This window comes from Bacillus sp. FJAT-25509, from assembly GCF_001420605.1.
Lineage (GTDB): Bacteria > Bacillota > Bacilli > Bacillales > Bacillaceae_G > Gottfriedia.
In genome coordinates, this window is record NZ_LJIZ01000003.1 from 305,918 (window position 1) to 328,065 (window position 22,148).

At 31.3% G+C, this 22,148-nt stretch carries 24 protein-coding genes; 7 read left to right on the forward strand and 17 right to left on the reverse strand.

The features are described 5' to 3' along the window. Positions 1–172: 172 nt before the first annotated feature. Both AN960_RS01795 and AN960_RS01800 read left to right on the forward strand, forming a co-directional pair. Positions 173–1,366 (forward strand): helix-turn-helix domain-containing protein, encoded by a 1,194-nt coding sequence (locus AN960_RS01795; protein ID WP_056465924.1) that lies wholly within the window; start codon positions 173–175, stop codon positions 1,364–1,366. Positions 1,367–1,570: 204 nt separating this feature from the next. Continuing rightward, positions 1,571–3,118 carry a bifunctional GNAT family N-acetyltransferase/carbon-nitrogen hydrolase family protein gene (locus tag AN960_RS01800; RefSeq protein ID WP_056465927.1) on the forward strand — a complete coding sequence of 516 codons (1,548 nt, stop codon included), beginning with the start codon at positions 1,571–1,573 and terminating at the stop codon, positions 3,116–3,118. Positions 3,119–3,218: 100 nt separating this feature from the next. Here the strand turns inward: AN960_RS01800 and AN960_RS01805 are convergent, their stop codons facing one another. Beyond that, positions 3,219–3,530, reverse strand: coding sequence for a hypothetical protein (locus tag AN960_RS01805; RefSeq protein ID WP_056465930.1), 312 nt, complete (start codon positions 3,528–3,530; stop codon positions 3,219–3,221). Between the two features lie 326 nt (positions 3,531–3,856). On the opposite strand from AN960_RS01805, the gene AN960_RS01810 reads away from it, so the two are divergent. Continuing rightward, the gene (locus tag AN960_RS01810; protein ID WP_056465933.1) at positions 3,857–4,636 is read left to right on the forward strand and encodes a nitroreductase family protein; all 780 of its coding nucleotides are present in this window, start codon (positions 3,857–3,859) and stop codon (positions 4,634–4,636) included. Positions 4,637–4,730: 94 nt separating this feature from the next. Here AN960_RS01810 and AN960_RS01815 read toward each other — a convergent pair whose 3' ends face one another. Continuing rightward, positions 4,731–5,294 (reverse strand): tetratricopeptide repeat protein, encoded by a 564-nt coding sequence (locus AN960_RS01815; RefSeq protein WP_056465936.1) that lies wholly within the window; start codon positions 5,292–5,294, stop codon positions 4,731–4,733. Between the two features lie 159 nt (positions 5,295–5,453). Next, complete coding sequence (locus AN960_RS01820; RefSeq protein ID WP_286131547.1) at positions 5,454–6,113, reverse strand: class I SAM-dependent methyltransferase; 660 nt, start codon at positions 6,111–6,113, stop codon at positions 5,454–5,456. Between the two features lie 229 nt (positions 6,114–6,342). Between AN960_RS01820 and AN960_RS01825 the strand changes: the two genes are divergently transcribed. Beyond that, complete coding sequence (locus AN960_RS01825; protein ID WP_056465940.1) at positions 6,343–6,924, forward strand: TetR/AcrR family transcriptional regulator C-terminal domain-containing protein; 582 nt, start codon at positions 6,343–6,345, stop codon at positions 6,922–6,924. 151 nt (positions 6,925–7,075) lie between these two features. On the opposite strand, the gene AN960_RS01830 is transcribed toward AN960_RS01825, so the two are convergent. The 4 genes from AN960_RS01830 to AN960_RS01840 form a co-directional block, all read right to left on the reverse strand. Then, positions 7,076–7,273, reverse strand: a complete 198-nt coding sequence (locus AN960_RS01830) for a DUF6440 family protein (RefSeq protein WP_056465943.1) — start codon at positions 7,271–7,273, stop codon at positions 7,076–7,078. Positions 7,274–7,285: 12 nt separating this feature from the next. Beyond that, entirely contained in the window at positions 7,286–7,585 is a 300-nt protein-coding gene (locus AN960_RS01835) for a hypothetical protein (RefSeq protein WP_056467032.1), read from the reverse strand. A 126-nt stretch (positions 7,586–7,711) separates the two neighbouring features. Beyond that, positions 7,712–7,879, reverse strand: a complete 168-nt coding sequence (locus AN960_RS24285; protein ID WP_156339587.1) for a hypothetical protein — start codon at positions 7,877–7,879, stop codon at positions 7,712–7,714. Between the two features lie 161 nt (positions 7,880–8,040). Further along, positions 8,041–8,373, reverse strand: a complete 333-nt coding sequence (locus AN960_RS01840) for a hypothetical protein (RefSeq protein WP_286131549.1) — start codon at positions 8,371–8,373, stop codon at positions 8,041–8,043. Between the two features lie 359 nt (positions 8,374–8,732). Here AN960_RS01840 and pssA point away from each other — a divergent pair, with 359 nt between their 5' ends. After that, positions 8,733–9,224 (forward strand): CDP-diacylglycerol--serine O-phosphatidyltransferase, encoded by a 492-nt coding sequence (gene pssA, locus AN960_RS01845; RefSeq protein WP_056465946.1) that lies wholly within the window; start codon positions 8,733–8,735, stop codon positions 9,222–9,224. 81 nt (positions 9,225–9,305) lie between these two features. Here the strand turns inward: pssA and AN960_RS01850 are convergent, their stop codons facing one another. Further along, entirely contained in the window at positions 9,306–9,659 is a 354-nt protein-coding gene (locus AN960_RS01850; protein ID WP_056465949.1) for a hypothetical protein, read from the reverse strand. A 650-nt stretch (positions 9,660–10,309) separates the two neighbouring features. Further along, the gene (locus AN960_RS01855) at positions 10,310–10,807 is read right to left on the reverse strand and encodes a hypothetical protein (RefSeq protein ID WP_056465952.1); all 498 of its coding nucleotides are present in this window, start codon (positions 10,805–10,807) and stop codon (positions 10,310–10,312) included. A gap of 404 nt (positions 10,808–11,211) precedes the next feature. Between AN960_RS01855 and AN960_RS01860 the strand changes: the two genes are divergently transcribed. Continuing rightward, complete coding sequence (locus AN960_RS01860) at positions 11,212–12,171, forward strand: AAA family ATPase (protein ID WP_056465955.1); 960 nt, start codon at positions 11,212–11,214, stop codon at positions 12,169–12,171. Between the two features lie 11 nt (positions 12,172–12,182). Then, positions 12,183–12,818, forward strand: a complete 636-nt coding sequence (locus tag AN960_RS01865) for an RNA ligase family protein (protein ID WP_056465958.1) — start codon at positions 12,183–12,185, stop codon at positions 12,816–12,818. 349 nt (positions 12,819–13,167) lie between these two features. Here AN960_RS01865 and AN960_RS01875 read toward each other — a convergent pair whose 3' ends face one another. The 8 genes from AN960_RS01875 to AN960_RS01910 form a co-directional block, all read right to left on the reverse strand. Then, positions 13,168–13,482 (reverse strand): iron-sulfur cluster biosynthesis family protein, encoded by a 315-nt coding sequence (locus AN960_RS01875; RefSeq protein WP_056465961.1) that lies wholly within the window; start codon positions 13,480–13,482, stop codon positions 13,168–13,170. A gap of 22 nt (positions 13,483–13,504) precedes the next feature. Beyond that, positions 13,505–14,563: a lactonase family protein gene (locus AN960_RS01880; RefSeq protein WP_056465964.1), complete on the reverse strand. Its 1,059-nt coding sequence runs from the start codon at positions 14,561–14,563 to the stop codon at positions 13,505–13,507. A 117-nt stretch (positions 14,564–14,680) separates the two neighbouring features. Then, positions 14,681–15,346: a fructose-6-phosphate aldolase gene (gene fsa / locus AN960_RS01885; RefSeq protein ID WP_056465967.1), complete on the reverse strand. Its 666-nt coding sequence runs from the start codon at positions 15,344–15,346 to the stop codon at positions 14,681–14,683. A gap of 48 nt (positions 15,347–15,394) precedes the next feature. Next, on the reverse strand, positions 15,395–16,288 hold the full coding sequence (gene gnd, locus AN960_RS01890; RefSeq protein WP_056465970.1) for a phosphogluconate dehydrogenase (NAD(+)-dependent, decarboxylating): 894 nt from the start codon (positions 16,286–16,288) through the stop codon (positions 15,395–15,397). Between the two features lie 88 nt (positions 16,289–16,376). After that, on the reverse strand, positions 16,377–18,371 hold the full coding sequence (tkt, locus tag AN960_RS01895) for a transketolase (protein WP_156339588.1): 1,995 nt from the start codon (positions 18,369–18,371) through the stop codon (positions 16,377–16,379). After that, on the reverse strand, positions 18,372–19,883 hold the full coding sequence (gene zwf, locus AN960_RS01900; RefSeq protein ID WP_056465975.1) for a glucose-6-phosphate dehydrogenase: 1,512 nt from the start codon (positions 19,881–19,883) through the stop codon (positions 18,372–18,374). A 391-nt stretch (positions 19,884–20,274) separates the two neighbouring features. Next, positions 20,275–21,465, reverse strand: a complete 1,191-nt coding sequence (locus AN960_RS01905) for a DUF445 domain-containing protein (protein WP_056465978.1) — start codon at positions 21,463–21,465, stop codon at positions 20,275–20,277. Positions 21,466–21,734: 269 nt separating this feature from the next. Beyond that, positions 21,735–21,974 carry a GNAT family N-acetyltransferase gene (locus AN960_RS01910; protein WP_082459318.1) on the reverse strand — a complete coding sequence of 80 codons (240 nt, stop codon included), beginning with the start codon at positions 21,972–21,974 and terminating at the stop codon, positions 21,735–21,737. Between the last annotated feature and the right edge of the window lie 174 nt (positions 21,975–22,148).

Consider the following 22,148-nt stretch of genomic DNA (forward strand, 5'->3'; position numbering starts at 1 on the left):
TTTGGGAAGTTCACCATATTTTAATAATCCATTTTTAAAATATTTAGATTATTAAACTTAATGAAAACCCTTACATATTGTTGTGACTAAAATATATAATAATTGAAAAGAGTATTTTGATATTTTTTTGTTCATTTTGATAAAAAACGCTTAAAATTGTGAGGATCTATCTTTGAAAAATTATAAACACATCAATATACAAGAAATAAAAATCAAGATTAACAGTTTCCAGATTGTTTCTGGATTAGACATTATAGGAATTGATCTTGATTTCAATATCGTTTTTTCTTTTTCTTCACCTCTTATTAAAAATGACCATCAGAATTTTCTCATGGAAACGCTTGAAACAATTAAAGTGAAATTAGATTCTATATTAGAATCTAAACATAATTATTTTAAACTCTATTGGCAAGAAACTCTCTTATATCATGTTTTTTTAATCAAAAACAAAGATGAAAATTTGCTAATTATGTTTGGTTCAAATATGGGATTAAATCGTTTAGACGCAACATCCGAATCAGATCTTAATAATAAATCGGATCATTTTTTGAAATTATTTCAATGGATGATTGAGCCGTATTCAAATAATGCCTTCACTGAACCAGAACACTATCAACTTGAAAGTAAAGAAAATCAATCTTCTTTCGTTCCTGAAGTATCTTTAATTGAACTTTATTATGAGAATGAATCTTTACATGCTACTTACGAGGAATTTGAAGAATTTAAAGCGATTTTAATAGAAGGAAAATTTGGGGAATTAGAAAAAAAATTTGATTTTACTAAGATGCTTCAATCATTCGATCAAATTGAGTTGGCAAAAGGAGATTCTTTAAGATCAATGAAAAATCACTTTATAGCTGCCTGTGGAATAATCTCTCAATACGCAATTGATTCTGGTACAGATAATGAATATGCAAGAACATTAGCAGATAAATATATAAATTTAGTAGAAAGTTTAACTTCGAAGCTTGATATTTTTAAACTAATGAAAGAAATGATTGTAAAGTTTTCTGAATGCATCATCCATTTTTCAAATCCGAGTTACTCTAATTTTATAAAAAAAATTATTCATTATATAAATACAAACTTTTATGAAAGTATTACATTACAAGATGTAGCTCAAAAATTTAATATAAGCCCTTCTCATCTTTCCAAAAAATTAAAAAAAGAAACAGGTATGTCTTTTAATGATAATTTAAATAAAATAAGAATAAACGAAAGTAAAAAATTACTACTTCAAAGTGATAAGTCTATTTTAGAAATAGCGGTCGCAGTTGGGTTTAACTATCAAAATCATTTTGGTAAAGTTTTTAAGCAAATTGTAGGTGTTACTCCGAATGCATTTCGAAATAATCGTACTAAGTAAAACAATTCTATGTAATTAATAAAGGAGCCAATAAATATGGCTTTTTTTATTTTCATAAAAAATCTGTTGTAAATAGAAATCTCTTTTTTAGATCATATTGAAAAGGTAAATTGTGGGTATCCTAACTGTAAGAATCGGAAATGCCATAGACCATTTATGTTGGACCCTTAGTAAGTGAGACATTTATATTTAGGACGTGAGATTATGTCAGAGACAGATATGTCAAAATACGAAAAGAAAATTGAAGTTCGAAATATACGGATGGAAGATATTAGTGAAATTATGAAGTTATCAAACCGTTGTTTTCCTGGCATGGAAGGATGGAAACGCGAACAGTTAGAAAGTCATATTCGCATTTTTCCTGAAGGTCAGTTTTGCGTTGAGTATGAGGATAAAATTATTGGTTCTTGTTCAAGTTTAATGGTTGATTTTGACGAATATGATGATCAGCACACTTGGAACGTCATAACTGATAATGGTTATATTACAAATCATGATCCGAATGGGTTTAATTTATATGGAATTGAAGTAATGGTTGATCCTGAATACCGTCGTATGAAAATTGGCCATCGTCTTTACGAAGCACGAAAGGAATTGGCTCGACAGCTAAATCTTCAAAGCATTATCATTGGTGGTCGAATCCCAAATTATCATAAACATAGAGATGAAATGTCACCACGTGAGTATGTATCAGCAGTAGAGAAACATAGTATTTATGATCCTGTTTTGTCATTCCAGTTGATGGAAGGTTTTACAATTAAACGAATTAATACACGTTACCTTCCGGATGATAAAGCGTCAGATTCCTTTGCCACTTTGATGGAATGGAGTAATATTGACTATCTGCCAAAATCTAAACGTGTTTATCGAGCTTCATTCCCAGTTCGAATATGCGCAATACAATACATGATGAAAAAAATCGATTCATTCTCTGATTTTACAAAGCAAATCGAGTATTATGTTGACGTCGCCGCTGACTTCGGTTCGGACTTTGCTGTTTTCCCAGAGTTGTTTACAACACAATTGATGTCCTTTCTAGAAGAAAAACGCCCCGATCAGGCTGTTCGTAGGCTTGCAACATATACTGAGCAATACATCGAACTTTTTACAGAACTTGCTGTACGTTACAATGTCAATATTATCGGGGGATCTCATTTCGTTGAGGAAGATGGCAATATATACAATGTTGCGTATTTATTTAGACGCGATGGTACGATTGAAAAGCAATTAAAAATTCACGCAACTCCTAATGAGCGAAAATGGTGGGGAATTTCAGAAGGTAACGAAATCCATGTGTTTGATACAGATTGTGGAAAAATCGCTATTCAAATATGCTATGATATCGAGTTTCCAGAACTTGCTCGTATTGCCGTTGATCAAGGAGCAAATATTATTTTCGTTCCATTTTGTACGGATGATCGTCAAGGGTATCTTCGTGTTCGTTATTGTGCTCAAGCAAGAGCGATTGAGAACCAAGTATATACTTGTATCGCAGGAACAGTTGGAAACTTAACACATGTAGAGAACATGGACATTCAATATGCACAATCTGGTATTTTCTCCCCTTCTGATTTTGGGTTTGCAAGAGATGGTATTGTTGGTGAATGTGATGCAAATGTTGATACTGTCGTAGTCGGAGATGTTGACCTTGAAAAATTAAGACGTTCTCGAAATACGGGATCAGTTCGTCAATTACGTGATCGACGTCGTGATTTATATCGAATTGAATTTAAGAATTTAAAGTTAGAATAATAAACTTAGTTGATAAGTAGACACTAAAAACTTAAATAAAAAAGAAAATTAAGCTCAGTCTAAAATAGGATGCTGAGCTTAATTTATTTTTTATTTATATTCAATTTATATGTGCTAGAAATAGGCTACCAATTGTAAAGATTGATGAAATGTAAAACGAAAATGAAACTTTAAATATTTCCGTTTTATTATCTATTCCTGCTATGATACCTGTTTTCCCCTGAACTGTAGATTTATCTAATCTCCCAATCAATCCATCCCCACTAGTATTAAAAAAAACGATAATAGCTGTAATGAACAACGAACTAACAAAAAGCCAATCCGTCCAAGAAGAACCCATTGCATAGGAAAATCCAAAAGGTGTCAGAATCAAGATTATAAACGTAATACTTCCCGAGAGTAAATTTTTCACTATTTCACCTCTTTGACTCCCTGTTTTTAGTCTCGCCTTTTACTATATTCTACCAATTTTGTTAGATTCATTTATTTTTAACAACTACTACTCTGTAATTTTTTGACATTTTTAGACAATATACTATTCTAAAATAATATCAAACTGAGTAATTTTCCCTAAAATTTATTAAAAAGTACAAATTTGTGTACGGTAACGTTTTTTTATGATATGTTTACTTTATAATTTGATTATTCAGAAATAATTACAAATTTAAATAATATGTCGACTTTTGTATGTTTCTTATTATTTCTAATGAAATCTTTTTAATATGAGGAGTGAAAGTTTTGGAATTTAACGATGTTTTACACGGGCACAGATCAATTCGAGAATACGAGGATAAGGAAGTAAGTCAAGAACTGCTAGATCAAATATTAGATGCAGGTATTCGTGCTTCATCAAGTGGCAATATGCAATCTTATTCGATTATTGTCACAAAAGACAAAGAGATTAGAAAAAAATTATATTCTGCTCATATGGAGCAATCAATGGTTATTGATGCCCCTATTCTTTTAACTTTTTGTGTGGATTTTAATCGAATGAGAAAATGGCTTACGCTTAATGATGCACCTGTACATTTTGATAATTTTATGAGCTTTATGATTGGTGCCATTGATGCTACATTGGCATCACAAAACTGTGCATTAGCAGCTGAGAATGCTGGCCTTGGTCTATGTTATATGGGCTCTACACTTGCAAATTGTAATCAAATTGGAGAGATTCTTAACTTACCACCAAATGTCGTTCCAATTGTAGGTTATTCATTAGGCTATCCTAAAGAAAACCCTGCATTACGTGACCGACTTCCAAGAAATGGTCTAGTTCATTATGAACAATATAATGATTATTCAGATGAAGATATTCTTGAAATCTATAAAGAAAGAAATGAAAAAGGTTGGCAACGTTATATGGACGTTCCAAAGCTTAAAGAAATGACTGAAAAACTAGGATTAAAGAATTTAGCTCAAATTTATACAATCGCAAAGTATACACAAGAATCTCACCATGAATATTCTCAAACAGTTCTAGAATATTTAGAGAAACAAAATTTTATGAATAATAAATGATTATTAACAATAAAAAAGTCGATTTCCTTTGAGGAATCGACTTTTTATATTGTTCACTATTAAAACGGAATCATTATAATAACCATTAGTAAGATTAAGTTAATAATTGATCCTTTATTGGTTGTAATCTTTTGAATTTTTTATTGTAAGATTGTCTCTCTAACAATTCCTCAACTAATTTTATGGCATCTTCTTTTCGGTTTGCTTTTACATAACATTCAATTATTACTTTATATTGTTCATCATAAGGAATTTTCTCTTGTTTAACTAGCTCAAAAGCTTGATCGAAGCTGTTGGTAGCATTTTTATAATCATTTAAATAAGAATAAGTTCCACCATTACCCACAAGTAATTCTGCACGTTGTAAATCAGTTAGTGATTGTAAATTCAGACCTTCTGTTCTTACTTGAAGAGCTTTTTCATATTCTTTTCTTTCATCATAATTAAAAGCCTCGTTATGGAAGTGCTCAAATTTTGTTAATTTTTTTCTAGACTTTTTTATTTTTAGTATAATCACAATTATAAATAAATCGATGAATATTGAAATAGAATCAAAAACTAGATTTTGTGGTGTATACGTTCCCCAAGCCTTATATACTAAATGAATGAGATCCCATATTAGCTTGAAATACAAAATATATAGAAGAAATTTTCTCAAACAGGTCCCAACTTTCTATAATTATCTATATTTATTATAACAATCTAGAATTTAAATGGGGAATTTTAACAAAAATTCTTCAACTTACATGCCAAAATATTCTTTAAGATTAATAGTCTTGAAACTCGAATACTTATATAATTCAATTAATAAACATTATCATTTATAAAGATAAACATATAAACTGATACCTTCTTGCTTAATGTTATAATTCTTAAATTCAGTTTCATTTATTAACATCTCAAAATTTTCTTTTGTATACGCACCTTTTTTCAAGAAAGTTTTAAATGCAAATTTTACAAAATACTTATCAAAACCCTTCATTTCAGTTTTTCTTATTTCACCTTCAATATCTTCAGCAGTTGCATTATAATTCATATCGATAATAAGCGACGTTCCACCCGGTTTTAATACCCTATACATTTCTGATAGTGCTTTGACTGGATCCATAAAGTTCTTAAATGCTGCACTGCAAACAATAAAATCAAATGTGTTATCATCACAAGGTAGATTTGATGCATTACCTTCTTTAAAATCTACTAAAACATTTGCTTCCTTCGCATTATTTTTTTCGATGCTAACAAAATCTGGACTTAACTCTACTCCTGTAACATCAAAGCCCATTTTCGCTAGTTCAATAGACAAATATCCTGGTCCAGGTGCTACTTCTAAAATTCTTGCTCCCTCTTTAACTAAAGATTTAATTTCGTTTGCGTATTCTTTCATTTGTGTTAAACGACTTTTTCGTGAGTTTTTGTCATACCATTTTGCTGTATATCCGTAAATTCCAATATCTTTTTTCTTACGCTTATTTTTCATCATCATATCCACCCGATCTCTTTTTTTATGTTATCACTCATTGTTCAAGTCTTATATTTAAATTTATTTGATTTAACTAGTAGGTAATTTGTTTGAACTTTAAACTAATTTATATTTTTAGTACAATAAGAGAACAAAACGTCTAACAACGTTAGTTATCTAACATCGTTAGATTAACATCTAACACTGTTAGAGTCAATGGCAATTATTAAATTTTTGGAGAGATTTTATGGCTATAACGAAAGAAGCAATTGTAAAAGCATCCCTTGATATTTTAAATCGTGACGGAATCAGTAATTTATCGATGCGCACATTGGCAAAGGAACTTGAGATCAAAGCCGCATCCTTATATTGGCATATTAAAGATAAACAAGCTTTGTATGATTTAATTGCTGAGCACTTAAATAATGAAATTGTCCTACCTGAAGAATTGGATGATGCCAAGGAAGCTTTAACAGCTCTAGCATTTGAAGTTCGAAGAGTTCTATTAAAGACACGAGATGCAGTAGATGTTTTTGCGCAGTCTATGCCAACTACACCAAGCAGATTAAAAGCAGTCAAATTCACTTTAGAAAATTTGACTAAATACGGGGTATCTGATCAAAACTGTCTTGTTGCGGGTAACCTATTTAACAATTATGTATTATCTTTTGTAGCAGACGAACATCGTGCAAAACAGTTCACATACACTCATGAAGAAATAACTGCATTTACTTCATTTTTTGGTGAACAGTATCATTATAGTTTTGACTTTGAAGAACAATTTCTATATGGATTAAAGGTAATATTCGCTGGATTACATACTGAATAAATTCAAAAAATCACATCATACTTTCGATGTGACTTTTTGAAATAGTATTTAGAATTGACATCAAATTTTAATACGATAACTTTCTTTGAAAACGTTGATAAACTAATATGCACTCCTTTGAAATGAAAAAGAGCTGATTCATAATCAGCTCTTACTCCTCTTCGCTCTTTTCCTTTATAACCGGTTGCCCGTTCTTATCCAATAATGGAGTGAGCCCTCCAGCATAGCCATGCCAACTAAATAAATATTGTATTCCTGTCTCTTTATCTTCTATTATTTTTACGCCAGAGGTCATTTTCGCTTCTTTATAAGTTACATTAAATCTAGTATCCAAATCTTTTTCGGACATATGTATTCCTCCTTAATCAAAGCGTACTGTATCAAAACCGTCCATTATATCTTCTAATTCAGTTAGAAAATTTAATTGGACTGGACCAGGAATTTGTTCCAACCACTTTTTAACTTCAGGTAACTCTTCTGCATCTTCAATATTTGTTGGTTTTGGATCAAGCGTTTCCCACCATTTCTTCAATTCATCAATAAATTCATAGAAATAGCGTTCAAATCTTTCTGCCCATTCTGCTCCTTCATCATCAGTCGTTTTTTGCATCATGCTCCAAGCTTCCATTGCTGTTTCAAAGTATTCATCAATCTTTTTCATGCTATTTTCCTTTCTTGGTAAAAAAACTACTTTCTCTATTATATTAACTTTTTCAAGCTTTAACTTCATTTGGAAATAGAATTAATTGGGTGTATTTTTTTTCCATACAACAACCACACTTGTGATTTAAAATCTTGGTCGATCATTGTTATGTGTCTGTCTAGTAATTTCTTCATGCAATTTTTGACTTTCCGTTTTATCTGGTGCTTTAGTTCCGAATTTTTTTTGCATAAAGAAACCAAATGCAATTGCGACAACTATAAATCCCCAAAATAAATAACCAAAAAGTGTCAATTCAACCCCTCCAATAATTTAAAGATATTTTCTTCTACTTTCTTGGTAATTTACTCATGAACCATTTTTTAATTAGATCTTTTATCTTCTTGATTTTTAAATAAAAAAATCGACGAGAAGTCGATCTTTTTATATAGCTAATCAAATAATTTTGTTTCTGATTATTTTACAAACCTATTAAATAATTCAATTAATCCAGGAAGTAACATCAATACTATTGAGCAATAAACTAAAAGTCCAGTGACTTTATTCGTTAATTTCTCCTTACCTTTCCCATTGTACCATCCACTGAATTGGAATTTGTTTCGATATAAGACAAATATTAAAATAAGGATTCCAAACGAACTCCACCATCCCGAATTAGATAGATTCACACCTATTTTTGTGTATACTACTGATAAAACTGTTGATAATAAAGCACCTAATACCCCAAAGATTACTATAATTCTAATCAATTCTAATATTAATCCCATTGAAGCTGATATTGTCTTCATTTAAAGCCTCCATAAATGATTTAATTGCTTTTTAGAATAGTTCCCATCTAATAAATATTCGATATTTGGTAATTTTCACCTTTTTTATTCTATTTAAGAGACCAATATCTTAACGTTTTCGGTAAAAATTAAATGTAACATACGAAGTATACCCGAATAATAACTCCATTTTAGCATTAGCTTTAAATTTTCAAAACTTGCAATATGAATTTTCAGTGGAAATTTACTAAAGGACGTTTTACCATCCTTTTTATTTGTACGCACTTTTCAAATCACAAGGTTAATGCTTCTTTTAAGGAATAAAGTGTAAATAGATAGAAAATACTATTGAAAGGTTTTTAATGTTCTGGGGTGATTCTTTGTTTAGTCAGGTCGTAAAATCTATACCTAATTTACTTACAATCGGAAATTTATTATGCGGTGTTCTCTCGATTACGTTTAATATGAGTGGTTTAATAATGATTTCTTCAATTTTTATTTTCATTGCTGCTTTTTTTGATCTTCTTGACGGAAGAGTTGCAAGGAAATTAAAAGTGAATAGTGAATTCGGGGTAGAATTAGATTCTTTAGCGGATATAGTAAGTTTCGGAGTTGCCCCTGCTCTTTTGTTTCATTCCATTTCGGCACCATCCATCTTAACATCACTTGCATTTATCCTTTTTCCTACAATGGGGGCATTAAGATTAGCAAAATTTAGTGCTAAACCAACGATAGGTTATTTTAAGGGCTTGCCGATCCCTGCCGCTGGATTACCACTAGCTGGTATGGGAATGTTTTTTTATAGTAATGCATGGATTACTTTAATCCTTGCATTCTTAATGGTTAGTCCAATCAGGTTTAAAAAGCTTTAATAACTTCAATATAAAATGCTATTACCTTTTGTAAAGGAAATAGCATTTTTAATTTTTAATGAAATATTTTTGTCGCATAAATTATTTATTATTAAATGAAATGATTGAATTTTTTAAAGTGTAGAGTTTTGCTGTGAAAATATAAAGTTCATTATAATTATTTTCCACATATTCATCAATAACGCTTATTCCTTTTATAAAGTTCTCGATCAATAAATATGTATATTTTCCATCCCATGCGAACCGATTAATTCTGAATAGTTCATCTGCCAATACTTGGAATCTAAATTCTTCAATTAATAGTTTTATTTGATATATTTTGTCTTTATTATTTGTAGATGTGTATTTACTATTTTCATAACTATTATGTACTAATTTGACAAAATCATTTATATCTTCAGCCAACATATTCGCTTTTTGCATTTCAAATTTCATTTCTCCATCCCCTAAAGTGTTAAAAATATACATCACTAGAGTGTATGTTTTTATTTTAAATCATATCACAAACAATCCAATTAATCCTGTATCCTACACCTTAATGGAAAAAGCATTTCAAATAAAATAAGGTCCACTATTGTAACTCTTTAGTCCACCCGCCAAACGCTCGTTTCGTTACTTCACCTGCCTTCGCAGTGCTTATTACCCTTTATAGAAACTTCGCGCCTCTAAAAAATCAAGTTTTTGAGTGGAAGAGTTACTTACTTTTAAGTCCACTCTTTACCATATATTCTTCGTATGCTTTATCTATTTTCTTTTTACAAATCTCACTTCACATTGTTTTAAGATCATTAACTTTTTCTTCACTAGCATGTTCTGGCTCCATCTCACCGCCAAAACCTATATGCGAATCAACATGCGCAACTAGACCCAATTCATCTGTTTAGGCAATCTCATTTGGAACATATGTTAAGCCTTATGTTGACAATATTTTCGATACAATGAAAACCTGGTTTTTTAACTTGTTTACTAAATCCTGGAATTATTGAACTTTCTTCATTTTTACTACTATGTAAACAATAGATTTCTACTAATAATTGGTTATAAGAAATAATAATCTACTCCTTTCATCGTTCCTAATCTATTAATTAATCAATCTGTTTTCCATGTTCATCATAATACCGATTTTCTATACTAAATGCATTTGATGCTTTGTACAAAGTAATGATTTTAGCGCTCGGTCTACCAACTTTTATCTCAACTTTTTCAGTGCTTCCAGTAGCATTCACAAGGCAAACACTCAATTTAGAGACAGTATTATAATGATTTGAAATGACTAGTATTTTCAATGGTAAAAGCTTGTCATCTTTATATTTGATAGGCAAAGCAAAGTCTTGTAAGTTTGAATTTACTGTATTTTCATTATTACTGTCACCTTCATAGTTCGATTCATATTCAGCATTTAGAAATCTATAGTTTCCTATTTTGTCTTTTTTAAAGTGAATGTATGACGGAGTATCGTTTTGCAAATAGGCAACATATCGATCATTTCCAAAATCAAAAGTTTTAATAATATCAGTAGTATTTACCCCATTGGATACTGAATGGATTGTTGATATGATATTTTTTTTATTGTTTCCATTCATTTAAATAGTAGGCTTAAGAATATTGCAATTGATGGAGACAAAACTCAACAAAAGCAATAGTTTGTATTTTATTTTCTGATTGAAAACAGTCGACCTCCATTGACTTTTTTTTGCTTCTATTGTTCTTAATTATCCAATATACATAATTTTCCGTCAATTGGGTTATTTTTTCTTCTAACTATATTTATTCCACTCTTCTGTTCATATAAAAAACTAACCAACAAATTTTGTTACAAATACCTCATCTCGAAATATGGTAATTCGTTCAAATTAATGGAAATTTTACTATCAGCAGCTTTCATTTGAATATATAATATAAAGTGCGGAAGTGTTCAATTTGAACTTTCGCTCCATCAAATCGTAATACCTTACTGTTCTGCCTTTTTGAAAAGGGAGGAAGTAAAATGCAAAAATTGATTTATATGATTGGAATTCCTGGTAGTGGAAAAAGTGAAATGGCTAAACAAATCGCCAAAAAAGAAAAAGCTATTATTTTATCCACCGATGAGTTACGTCAAACACTATTCTTTAATATGAATAAGCAAAAAAGAACGAATCTTTTGTATATGGAATTATACAAAAGAGCCAATCGTTTACTTGCTGAAGGGAAAAGTGTTCTCATTGATGCAACAAATATTGAACGTGAAAGACGAATGAAAGCATTAAATAAATTTGTTAACGTTCACAAAGAGTGTTATTACATGGATGTGCCGTATGAGGTTTGTGTAGATCGTAATAACAAGAGAAAACGAGTAGTAGAAGATCGAATACTTGTTAAGATGAGGAAGAACCTAGATTTTCCTTTAAAGAATGAAGGATGGGATGTCATCCACACAATTCATGAGCCATTTTCTTATGAAATGACGAAAGAAGAATTAACAAATCTATTAGTAAGTGAAGTTTCGTACGAAGAGTTATTCGAAAAGCTCAAAACTGTACCGTTTTTTAAAGAAATGAAGGGTTTTGACCAAGAGAATCCATTTCATTCAATGACGTTATGTCAACACACATACGGACTCATTGAGTACATTAATGAAATGTACGAAGAGAAAGATAAACTCCTTCTGCAAATGGCGGCCCTGTTTCATGATGTTGGGAAGGTATTTTGTAAGACGTATAAAGTTACCAAAGGGTATTATTCTTACTTTGGTCATGAAAAAGTTTCTTCACAAATTGCATTTCATTTTTTAACAGAGCTAGGTTTTGAAGATGAGATGATTCAAGCTGTTGTTGGGATCATCGAAATGCACATGTTAATTAACTACGGTGGGAACGTCGGAGCGACTGAAATTTATCATTTACTTGGGGATGAATTACTCGCAAAACTTTATTTCTTTCGTGAAGCAGATACGTTTGCGAAGTGAGGTATTAGAATATGAAAATTAAGTATCCAAAGACATTTCACTTACCTTGGTCAGAATCTAAAACTTTTGATGATAAAACACTTCATAATGTTGACAATTTTATTGGAAAAGAAGTTGTTGTAACGGAAAAAATAGATGGTGAAAATTGCTCGATTTATCGAGATTCGATTCATGCAAGGTCAACTGATAGCCAAGACCATCCGTCCAGGCATTGGGTTAAAATGCTACAAGCTACGATTGGTTATCAAATCCCTGAAAATTGGCGAGTTTGTGGGGAAAATGTATTTGCAATGCATTCGATCCTTTATGAGGAACTAGAAAGTTATTTTTATGTCTTTTCGATATGGGACGAACAAAATAAGTGTCTATCCTGGGAAGATACCATTATATGGTCCGAATTATTAGGACTAAAAACAGCACCGGTTTTATACAAGGATGTATTTAATGAAGAAGCTATAAAAGCTTGCTATACAAAGAAGTCTAATTTAGGCGGAGAACAAGAAGGATACGTTATACGATTAACTGATGGATTTCAATACAATGATTTTAAACATTCGGTTGCAAAGTTTGTTCGAGAAAATCATGTTCAGACAGATAAACACTGGATGACCAAACAGATTCAAGCAAATCGACTTAAAAAAGAATAGAAGCGAATACTTTTCACTTTTAAAACAATAAATTAAGAGAAAGGAATGAGAACAATGTAATTTGCTAATTGTATTAAAAAAAATGATGTAAGCCATAAGAATTAATGTTAAAGAGTTGATTTTTATATGTAAGGGTAGTTTAACGGTAGAACAACCAATTTAAATTGGCAGGAATGGGTTCGACTCCCAACCATTACACCAACATTTGTATTTGCAATTACCCCCTCTCTTTTTTTTTGATTCTAAAATAGACATAATCATTAAAAAGAGACGCTAATCCATCAAAGAATCGCATCTCAAAAAATATTCTTCTTTTGTAATCATTCAAGATCCTTATTTAATCTTAAACCTACTTAATATAAGTTAATCCGATTCGATTATTAAAAATTTGATTCCGATTTTTGAAAACAAATGATCCATCAACATAATCAATTACTAGTTGGTCTTCATATACATCTTCAAAATTTTTATTTACCATAAATTCAAATTGGTCTCCAATTATCATTTTTTCATTAGGACCACATTCTCTTTTATCAATAACTTTTATCTCATAAATATTATTAACGACATCACAGCTCCCACGGTCAAATTCTAATTGAAGTATTTTATTTTGATCTACTGCACCAAGTATTTCTTTAGCTGCATCAGTTATTTTAAAATCCATCTTAAAAGTCTCCTAATTTAGATTATGCGTTTAAAAATTTCACACATACTGCTTCTGGTACTTGTACGTCTGATTGAATCACTGTTAATTTTCCAGTCGTTTTATTTCTTGTATATAAAACTAAATTCCCTGACATTTCATTTGAACCAACTAAATAGTTCTCAGATGGATCTAAAACGAAATCTCTTGGCCAATTACCTTCACTTGAAGTGATTTCCACTAATTCAAGCTTACCAGTATCTTGATTTACACTAAATACTGCGATACTGTTATGACCACGATTTCCTGCGTAGACGAATTGACCGTCTTTTGAAATATGGATGGCGCTACCTTGATTGTTTTCAGTAAAATCACTAGGAATTGTAGAAATGTACTGTAAATCTGTAAAGCTTCCGTCCTCATTTAATTGAAGAGCAATTACTTCTGAACTAAGTTCAGTCATTATATAAGCGAACTTTCCATTTGGATGGAATGTGATATGGCGTGGCCCACTTCCAGGTTTAACAGAAAGACTGCTTACTTCAATTAAAGAATTATTTTCGATTTTATATGTAATTAATTGATCGATTCCTAAATCAATTGCAACTACATATTTTTCATTTAGTGTATAGCCAGAATAATGGGCATGAGGTTTTTCTTGGCGCTCTTTATTTGGACCAGTACCTTCATGTTGCATAATTGATTTAACCTCACTAGCAAAACCATTTTCTTGATTAATTTTATATAATTCGATTGTACCTTTATGATAATTTGCTGTAACAATATTTTGCTTTCCTGTATCAATGCTAATATGACAAGGTGAAGCGCCTTCATTAAGCTGTTCATTTAATTTTTTAAGCTCACCACTGTTTTCATCAATCACATAAACAGCAATTCCACCTAAGTTTCCTTCTTTTGCAACAGCATATAGATTCTTATTGTCTTCACTAATTGTTAAATAAGTAGGATTTCCTAGTTCAGCAACCGCTTTAACATCAGTTATTCTTTGTTTTTCTGTATCAAGCGTAAATTGATAAATACCTTTACTTTCACTTTTTGTATATGTACCTACATAACCAACAAATTTCTGATTCGAATTCATTCCTATTTCCTCCTCTATTCCTTGTTTTTATGTAAATACCCCCATTTCATAGCTACAAACCTAGGTTTCAATGAAGATGGGGGCTTTATACTTATTTAATTTAAAGTTTCTTACAAATTATAATGAAGTTTTTGCCCAGTCAGCAGCAAATTTTTCAATACCTTGATCTGTTAATGGGTGTTTAGATAATTGCTCAATAACACTGTAAGGAATTGTTGCGATATGAGCTCCAGCTAATGCTACACGAGTAACATGGTCTGGGTGACGAACTGACGCAGCAATAATTTGAGCATCCATATTATGAACTTTGAATAATTCAGCAATTTTAGCAACTAATAATACGCCATCTTCAGAAATATCGTCTAAACGACCTAAGAATGGAGATACATAAGTAGCACCGGCTCTAGCTGCTAATAATGCTTGGTTAACGGTAAAGATTAATGTTACGTTTGTTTTAACACCTTTTTTCGTTAAGTAGCGGCAAGCTTCTAAACCAGCAAGTGTCATTGGTAATTTAATTGTAATATTTTTATCTCCACCGTTTATTTTAATTAGCTCGTCCGCTTCAGCGATCATTTCTTCAGCAGAAACAGCGTTTGGCGTTACTTCTGCAGAAACTGATTCTACTTCAGGAACTAATTTTAAAATTTCTTCAATACGGTCTTCGAATTTAACGCCTTCTTTAGCTACTAAAGATGGATTTGTTGTTACTCCAGATAATACGCCCATTTTATAAGCTTTTTGGATGTCTTCTACATTAGCTGTGTCAATAAAAAATTTCATTTTTAAATTCCTCCATTTTTTAGGGATATTTCCTATTTTATACTTTATTTATTTCTTTTCAACTGCATGTCCACCAAATTCATTACGAAGAGCCGCAACAACTTTACCAGTGAACGTGTCGTTATCTAATGAACGGTAACGCATTAATAATGACATTGCAATAACTGGTGTAGCAGCTTGAAGGTCTAGAGCTGTTTCAATTGTCCATTTTCCTTCACCAGATGAATGCATTACGCCTCTAATTTCATCAAGCTTAGCATCTTTTGAGAATGCATTTTCAGTTAATTCCATTAACCAAGAACGAATTACAGAACCATTATTCCATACTTTCGCAACTTTTTCATAATCATAATCAAAGTCACTTTTTTCTAATACTTCAAATCCTTCACCAATTGCAGCCATCATACCATATTCGATTCCATTATGAACCATTTTTAGGAAATGTCCACTACCAATTTTTCCAGCGTATAGGAAACCATTTTCAACTGAAGTATCTTTAAAGATTGGTTCAACGATTTCCCAAGCTTCTTGGTCTCCACCAACCATATAACAAGCACCATTACGAGCGCCTTCCATACCGCCTGAAGTACCAGCATCCATGAAGCGGATACCATGTTCTTTTAATTCATCATAACGTCTAATAGACTCTTTATAATGTGAGTTTCCTGCTTCAATGATAATATCCCCTTCTGATAAGAATGGTTTTACTTCACTAATAACAGAATCTACTACACCATGTGGTACCATAATCCAAAGAACTCTTGGAGTATCAAGATTTTTAACTAATTCTTCTAAGCTTGAAGTACCAATAGCACCTAAGCCTTTCATTTCTTCAACTGCAGCAGTATTTAAATCAAATGCTACTACTTCGTGATTATGATCCATTAAATTTTGACCTAAGTTTAGTCCCATTTTTCCTAATCCAATTAAACCAACTTTCATTACGTTATCCTCCCATATTATCTACATATTAATGTTTTTCTCTAAGAAAAAATTTTTATGATAAAAAAATAAATTAAATATTATTTAATCAAGAATTTAATAAAGTTTTACTTACGTTTACTACATTTTCAGTACTAAAACCAAATAATTCCATTACTTCATTACCTGTTCCAGATGCTCCAAAAGTCTCAATTGAGATTTTTTTACCTTTGAAACCAACAAAGCGTTCCCATCCAAGTGAAATCCCCATTTCAATTGAAACACGGTTTAATATATGTGATGGTAAAACAGACTCTTTATATTCATCTGATTGCTTATCAAATAATTCCCAACTTGGCATTGCTACTACACGAACAGATAAGTTTTCTTTTTCTAACTCATTTTTACTGTTCACTGCAAGCGATACTTCTGAACCAGTAGCGATTAAAATTAAGTCTGGTTGATCGTTCGTTTCAGTTAAAACATATCCACCTTTTGAAAGATTATCTATTCTAGATGCTGTTTCTTCAAATACTGGTAAATTTTGACGACTTAATACTAAAGCGATTGGTCCATTTGTATTTTGTAACGCATATGCCCAAGCGTTAGCTGTTTCATTTGCGTCTGATGGACGAATAACTGTTAAACCAGGGATCGCACGTAAAGCAGCTAAATGTTCAACTGGCTCATGTGTAGGACCGTCTTCACCTACTGCAATTGAGTCATGTGTGAATACATATGTTACTGGTAATTTTTGTAATGCTGCTAATCGAATTGATGGACGTAAATAATCATTAAATACGAAGAATGTACTTACGAAAGGCTTAACTCCACCATGTAATGCCATACCATTTGCAGCAGCACCCATAGCATGCTCACGTACACCAAAATAAATATTACGTCCAGCAAATGATTCTACAGCAAATTTACTTTCATCTTTAATATCTGTCATTGTTGAATGAGATAAATCTGCGCTTCCACCGAAAATTTCAGGAACTGTTTTAATGTAGTGATTAATCGCTTCTCCACTTGCAACACGTGTAGAAATTGTTTTATTTTCGTCAAAAGTTAATAATTCTTCAGTTTCGATTAAAACTTCACCTTTAATTGCTTTTTCAAGCTGAGCTGCTAATTCTGGGAAAGCTTCACGGTAAGCATTAAATAATTGGTTCCACTCAGCTTCTTTTTCACTGCCTTTTTCTTGTATATCTTTGAAATGTAACTTAACTTCTTCTGGCACAAAGAAATCTTCTTCGTAGTTCCAAGCATATGCTTTTTTCGTTTCTTTTGCTTCTTCAAGACCTAGTGGATTACCATGGGCTTTATTAGTACCAGCCACTTTTGGACTTCCGTATCCAATAATTGTTCTAACTTCAATAATTGTCGGTTGGTCTGTATTTTGTTTAGCTAATTCGATCGCTTTAGAAATTTCTACATGATCGTTTCCATCTTCAACTCTTAAATATTGCCAGTTAAATGATTCAGCTCTCTTTTTCATATCTTCTGAATAAGAAAGATTTAATGTTCCATCTAATGAAATATCGTTTGAATCGTATAATACAACTAACTTTCCAAGTTTCATATGGCCAGCAAGTGACATAGCTTCGTATGCAACACCTTCCATTAAATCGCCATCACCTACTAATGCATAAGTAAAGTGATCAATAATAGAAAGGTTATCTTTGTTAAATTTACCTGCTAAATGAGCTTCAGCCATTGCCATACCAACAGCAGTAGCAATACCTTGACCTAATGGGCCAGTCGTAGCTTCAACACCATCAGTGTGGCCAAATTCAGGATGTCCAGGTGTTTTACTATTTAGTTTACGGAAATCTTTAAGGTCTTCGATTGAAACATCGTAGCCTGCAAGGTGTAGTAAACTATATAACATACTTGAACCATGACCAGCTGATAAAACAAAACGGTCACGGTCAAACCATTTTGAACTTTTTGGATTATGCTTTAAATGATCTGCCCATAATGCATATGCCATTGGCGCTGCACCCATCGGTAAACCAGGATGACCAGAATTAGCCTTATTTATAGCATCAATAGAAAGTGTACGGATTGTATTAATTGATAATGTAGAAATCGAACTCATAATTTAAATACTCCTTTTTAGATCTGTTTTGTTGTTTTCATTTTCTTGTACAAATTCTGTATCTAACCACCATTTGAAACCATCTTCTGCTAATAATTGATCAGCAGCTTCTGGACCAAATGAACCGGATTTATAAGTGTGAAGTGGTACTAAATTTTCTTCAAATGCTTCTAAAATTGGTTGAACCCATTGCCATGACAATTCTACTTCATTCCAATGAGCAAAAAATTTCGAATCGCCTCGTAAAGCATCGTATACTAATAACTCATACGCTTCTGGACGATCTTCTTTATTTGCGAAATACTCAGCTTGTACAGGTTCAATATTGCCATCTACGTTTTTGCTATTTAAATAGAAAGAAACTCTTTCATTAGGATTAATTTCAATAACCAATAAATTTGGTCCATTATTTGTACTGTTCTTTGTTGAAAGGTTTTGAATCGGGCTTTTAAATTCAAATACGATTCGAGTCGATTTTTCTTTCATTCTTTTACCTGTACGGATATAGAATGGAATTCCCTTCCAAAAATCATTTTCGATTAAAACTCTAGCTGCTACATAAGTATCATTTTGTGATGAAAACTCAATTCCTGGTTCTTGTCTATATGCAACTACTTTCTTACCATTTTGTTCACCAGAACCATATTGACCTCGAATAACATGAGAAACTACTTCTTCTTTTGATAATGGTCGAAGAGATTCAAGAACCTTTTTCTTCTCAGCTCTAACATCACTTGCAGAATTTTGGTTAGTTAAATGCATAGCTGACATCATTAGCATTTGTAACATATGATTTTGGAACATATCTCGGATAGCTCCAGATTTATCGTAATAACCCGCTCGTTCTTCAACGCCGACTGTTTCACTTGCCGTAATTTGAACATTTGCGATATATTGATTGTTCCATAATGCTTGTAAAACTGGATTAGCAAACTCTAAAGCTTCTAAGTTTTGAACCATTGGTTTACCTAAGTAATGATCAATTCGGAAGATCTCATCTTCTTTAAAAGACTTACTTAATTTTTCATTTAAATCTCTAGCAGTCTTTAAGTCACGTCCAAAAGGTTTTTCAATGATTAGACGCTTCCAACCTTTTGTCGTACCTAGTCCACTTTCTTTAATATTTGATGCAATAACTTCAAAAAATTCTGGTGCTACTGATAAATAAAATAATCTGTTTTCAGGAATCTGTAATTCTTGTTCTCTTTCTTTAACTAAATCTAATAAATCAACGAATCCTTCTTTATTCGTGATATCTAGCTGTTGATAACGAATTGAATCTAGAAATTCTTGGACCATTTTTTGATCTTCTAAAGAACTTCTTGAAAAAGTAATTAGTGATTGCATTACTTGATTCTGAAATTCGTCATTTGAAAAATCTTTTCTACCAATCCCAATGATTGAAAAAGACTCAGGCATCTTTTGGTCAATATATAAATTATATAAAGCAGGAAAGATTTTTCGTTTTGCTAAATCGCCTGTGGCTCCGAACAAAACAAATGACATAGAATCCATTAACTTAACCTCCTCTTAGTCGAGCTTTTAAATAGTTGTTAATAAAAAATATATTTTCAAACGATCTTTAATTTTTATTTAGAGCTATAGTTAGTTCAAATAATTCATTCCAATTATTCATTCGGAAAATATTTTTTACCCAAACCTATAATACATGAAAAAAATTTTTCTTTCCAATAAAATGCTTATGTTTCTATTTATTGGATTTTTTTAATTTATTGGCGACACTTCAGGCGAAGACAGAAAAGTAGTTGCACTTATAATTAATTCCAAAAGTTGGAAACTACGTCGTTTTTTCTTCCCTGCTGCCAATTTATCCTTTCATAATGTAAAAAAACCTTAATTAACTTTTTACGTTAATTAAGGCTTTTGTAGGAAGTATGTTTAAATATTATGTAAAAATTAATCTTAGACTTGTCAGAACTAAACCAATAATAAATCCACAAACAGCTCCATTGACACGAATCCAAGTAATATCCTTACCAATTTTATTCTCCAATAGATCAGTTATTTCTTCAGTAGATAATTTTTCAATATTGTATCTTACTAAATCACTAATTTTATGATGATATTTTTCAACTGTATTCGTTAATAGTTTCTTAAAACTTTGCTCAACAGTATCAATCCAATTAGAATTTTTAATGAAGCTGATTATTTTTTGGATCGCATTAAAAATAAACTCTTCATCATTAATTTTTGTTCTAAACATTTTAATGGCTTGATCTACAATATATTCATAGCCTTTATTTTTCCATTCATCTAATTGACGAATAATATTTTCATTCGATTTATTTTTTTCTGCTTCCAATCGAATAAACGATAAAATGAAATTCCTCCTGTCACTATTCGGGTGTTTTAATTCCGATAGTAAATCGATTAATCCACTATGTATAAATTCTGTTATTTTCTCTTCTCCAATCATTGGGAGAAAAGCTTTAATCATAAAAAACTTTCGCTCGATAAACTGAATTACCTCTTTGCCGATTAATTCCTTAATATGTGGTAAGCTAACAGTTTCTTCGATTTTATTAATTAAAAATTCATAGGTCTTTGCATCCCATTCTTTTTCAATAACCGTATCGACAGCCTTACTTAATAAGTTCTGAGATGAAATGGACTCAATTGTCGGCTTGAAAGTTTTTAATAAATAGTTTTTGATTGTATCATCCTCAATAGATGCACCAAATTGCTTGATTGAATAAACCATTTTATTTCTTGATTCTTCATTTTCAAGCATTTTTTCAAAAGAATTTATACCTTGATTAATCCAATCACGTTCTTCTACCTTTTCAATTAAACTTTCCTTACTTAACCATTGATTATTAAGTGTAGTTAAAATCCCCTCAGTAATCTTCTTTCTATTTTTAGGCAATAAAGCTGTATGTGGGATCGGTATGCCAAGAGGATGACGAAACATTGCAGTGACAGCAAACCAATCCGCAAGACCCCCTACTAAAGCTGCCTCAAATCCACCAGAAAGGATTTGAAATAATTTAGATTGAAACGGTATTGTTGCAGCGAAACCACAAGTTGCCACTATTAGTGAAATATTGGCTAGCCGTTTTGAATTCTTTTCTTTCATTTACTAAAAGCCTCCTGTATCTATTTGAAAATAGTATATCATTCCTTTAATCTATTTCTGAAATCAAATTTAGTAAAATCTGTTTTTTTATTGGTTTACAACTCTAGCGTTTTAATACATATTTTTACAGTGGTTTTAAACTTACGAACAAAAAAAAGACTGTTTTCACAGCCTCGTATCAATTCGATCACAATGATTATTTAAAAATTCAATTGAAAATGGTGACAAGTAATATTCAACCTATTTTTAAGATAAAACCTATGAGCATCTTAACGTTGTACCCCTGAATCTAAATGGAATTGTTCACAATTATTTTGTTTTGCTTCTTTTATTAACCAATTCCACAAAAGTTGTGCATAGCCTTTTTTTCGATGATTTTCACTTGTTATTAAATCATCAACATAAAAATATTTTCCCCATGCTAATGATTCTGTTATACGATAACCTGCAACGGCTGTTACTTCTTCATTTTCGATCACAGCCACAAGATGATAATTATTTGTGTTGATTTATCTTTTAATCGTGTTAACAAATTCATCTTCACTTAAATGAGGGCGTAATTGACTTACTGTTTGAAACGTTTTCAAAATATCTGAATTACTTTCCATTGTTTTTACTTCTACCATCTTTTATCTCTCTATTCACAAAAAACGTTCTACTATAAAAATACCATAATTTTCTAT

Bases quoted from the DNA above. Each gene is read 5' to 3' on its own strand.
- AN960_RS01800 (WP_056465927.1), top strand. From the start codon at position 1,571: ATGTCAGAGACAGATATGTCAAAATACGAAAAGAAAATTGAAGTTCGA.
- AN960_RS01820 (WP_286131547.1), bottom strand. From the start codon at position 6,113: ATGAAAAATAAGCGTAAGAAAAAAGATATTGGAATTTACGGATATACA.
- AN960_RS01825 (WP_056465940.1), top strand. From the start codon at position 6,343: ATGGCTATAACGAAAGAAGCAATTGTAAAAGCATCCCTTGATATTTTA.
- AN960_RS01830 (WP_056465943.1), bottom strand. From the start codon at position 7,273: ATGTCCGAAAAAGATTTGGATACTAGATTTAATGTAACTTATAAAGAA.
- AN960_RS01835 (WP_056467032.1), bottom strand. From the start codon at position 7,585: ATGAAAAAGATTGATGAATACTTTGAAACAGCAATGGAAGCTTGGAGC.
- AN960_RS01840 (WP_286131549.1), bottom strand. From the start codon at position 8,373: ATGAAGACAATATCAGCTTCAATGGGATTAATATTAGAATTGATTAGA.
- AN960_RS01850 (WP_056465949.1), bottom strand. From the start codon at position 9,659: ATGAAATTTGAAATGCAAAAAGCGAATATGTTGGCTGAAGATATAAAT.
- AN960_RS01855 (WP_056465952.1), bottom strand. From the start codon at position 10,807: ATGAATGGAAACAATAAAAAAAATATCATATCAACAATCCATTCAGTA.
- AN960_RS01860 (WP_056465955.1), top strand. From the start codon at position 11,212: ATGCAAAAATTGATTTATATGATTGGAATTCCTGGTAGTGGAAAAAGT.
- AN960_RS01865 (WP_056465958.1), top strand. From the start codon at position 12,183: ATGAAAATTAAGTATCCAAAGACATTTCACTTACCTTGGTCAGAATCT.
- AN960_RS01875 (WP_056465961.1), bottom strand. From the start codon at position 13,482: ATGGATTTTAAAATAACTGATGCAGCTAAAGAAATACTTGGTGCAGTA.
- AN960_RS01880 (WP_056465964.1), bottom strand. From the start codon at position 14,563: ATGAATTCGAATCAGAAATTTGTTGGTTATGTAGGTACATATACAAAA.
- fsa (WP_056465967.1), bottom strand. From the start codon at position 15,346: ATGAAATTTTTTATTGACACAGCTAATGTAGAAGACATCCAAAAAGCT.
- gnd (WP_056465970.1), bottom strand. From the start codon at position 16,288: ATGAAAGTTGGTTTAATTGGATTAGGAAAAATGGGACTAAACTTAGGT.
- zwf (WP_056465975.1), bottom strand. From the start codon at position 19,883: ATGGATTCTATGTCATTTGTTTTGTTCGGAGCCACAGGCGATTTAGCA.
- AN960_RS01905 (WP_056465978.1), bottom strand. From the start codon at position 21,465: ATGAAAGAAAAGAATTCAAAACGGCTAGCCAATATTTCACTAATAGTG.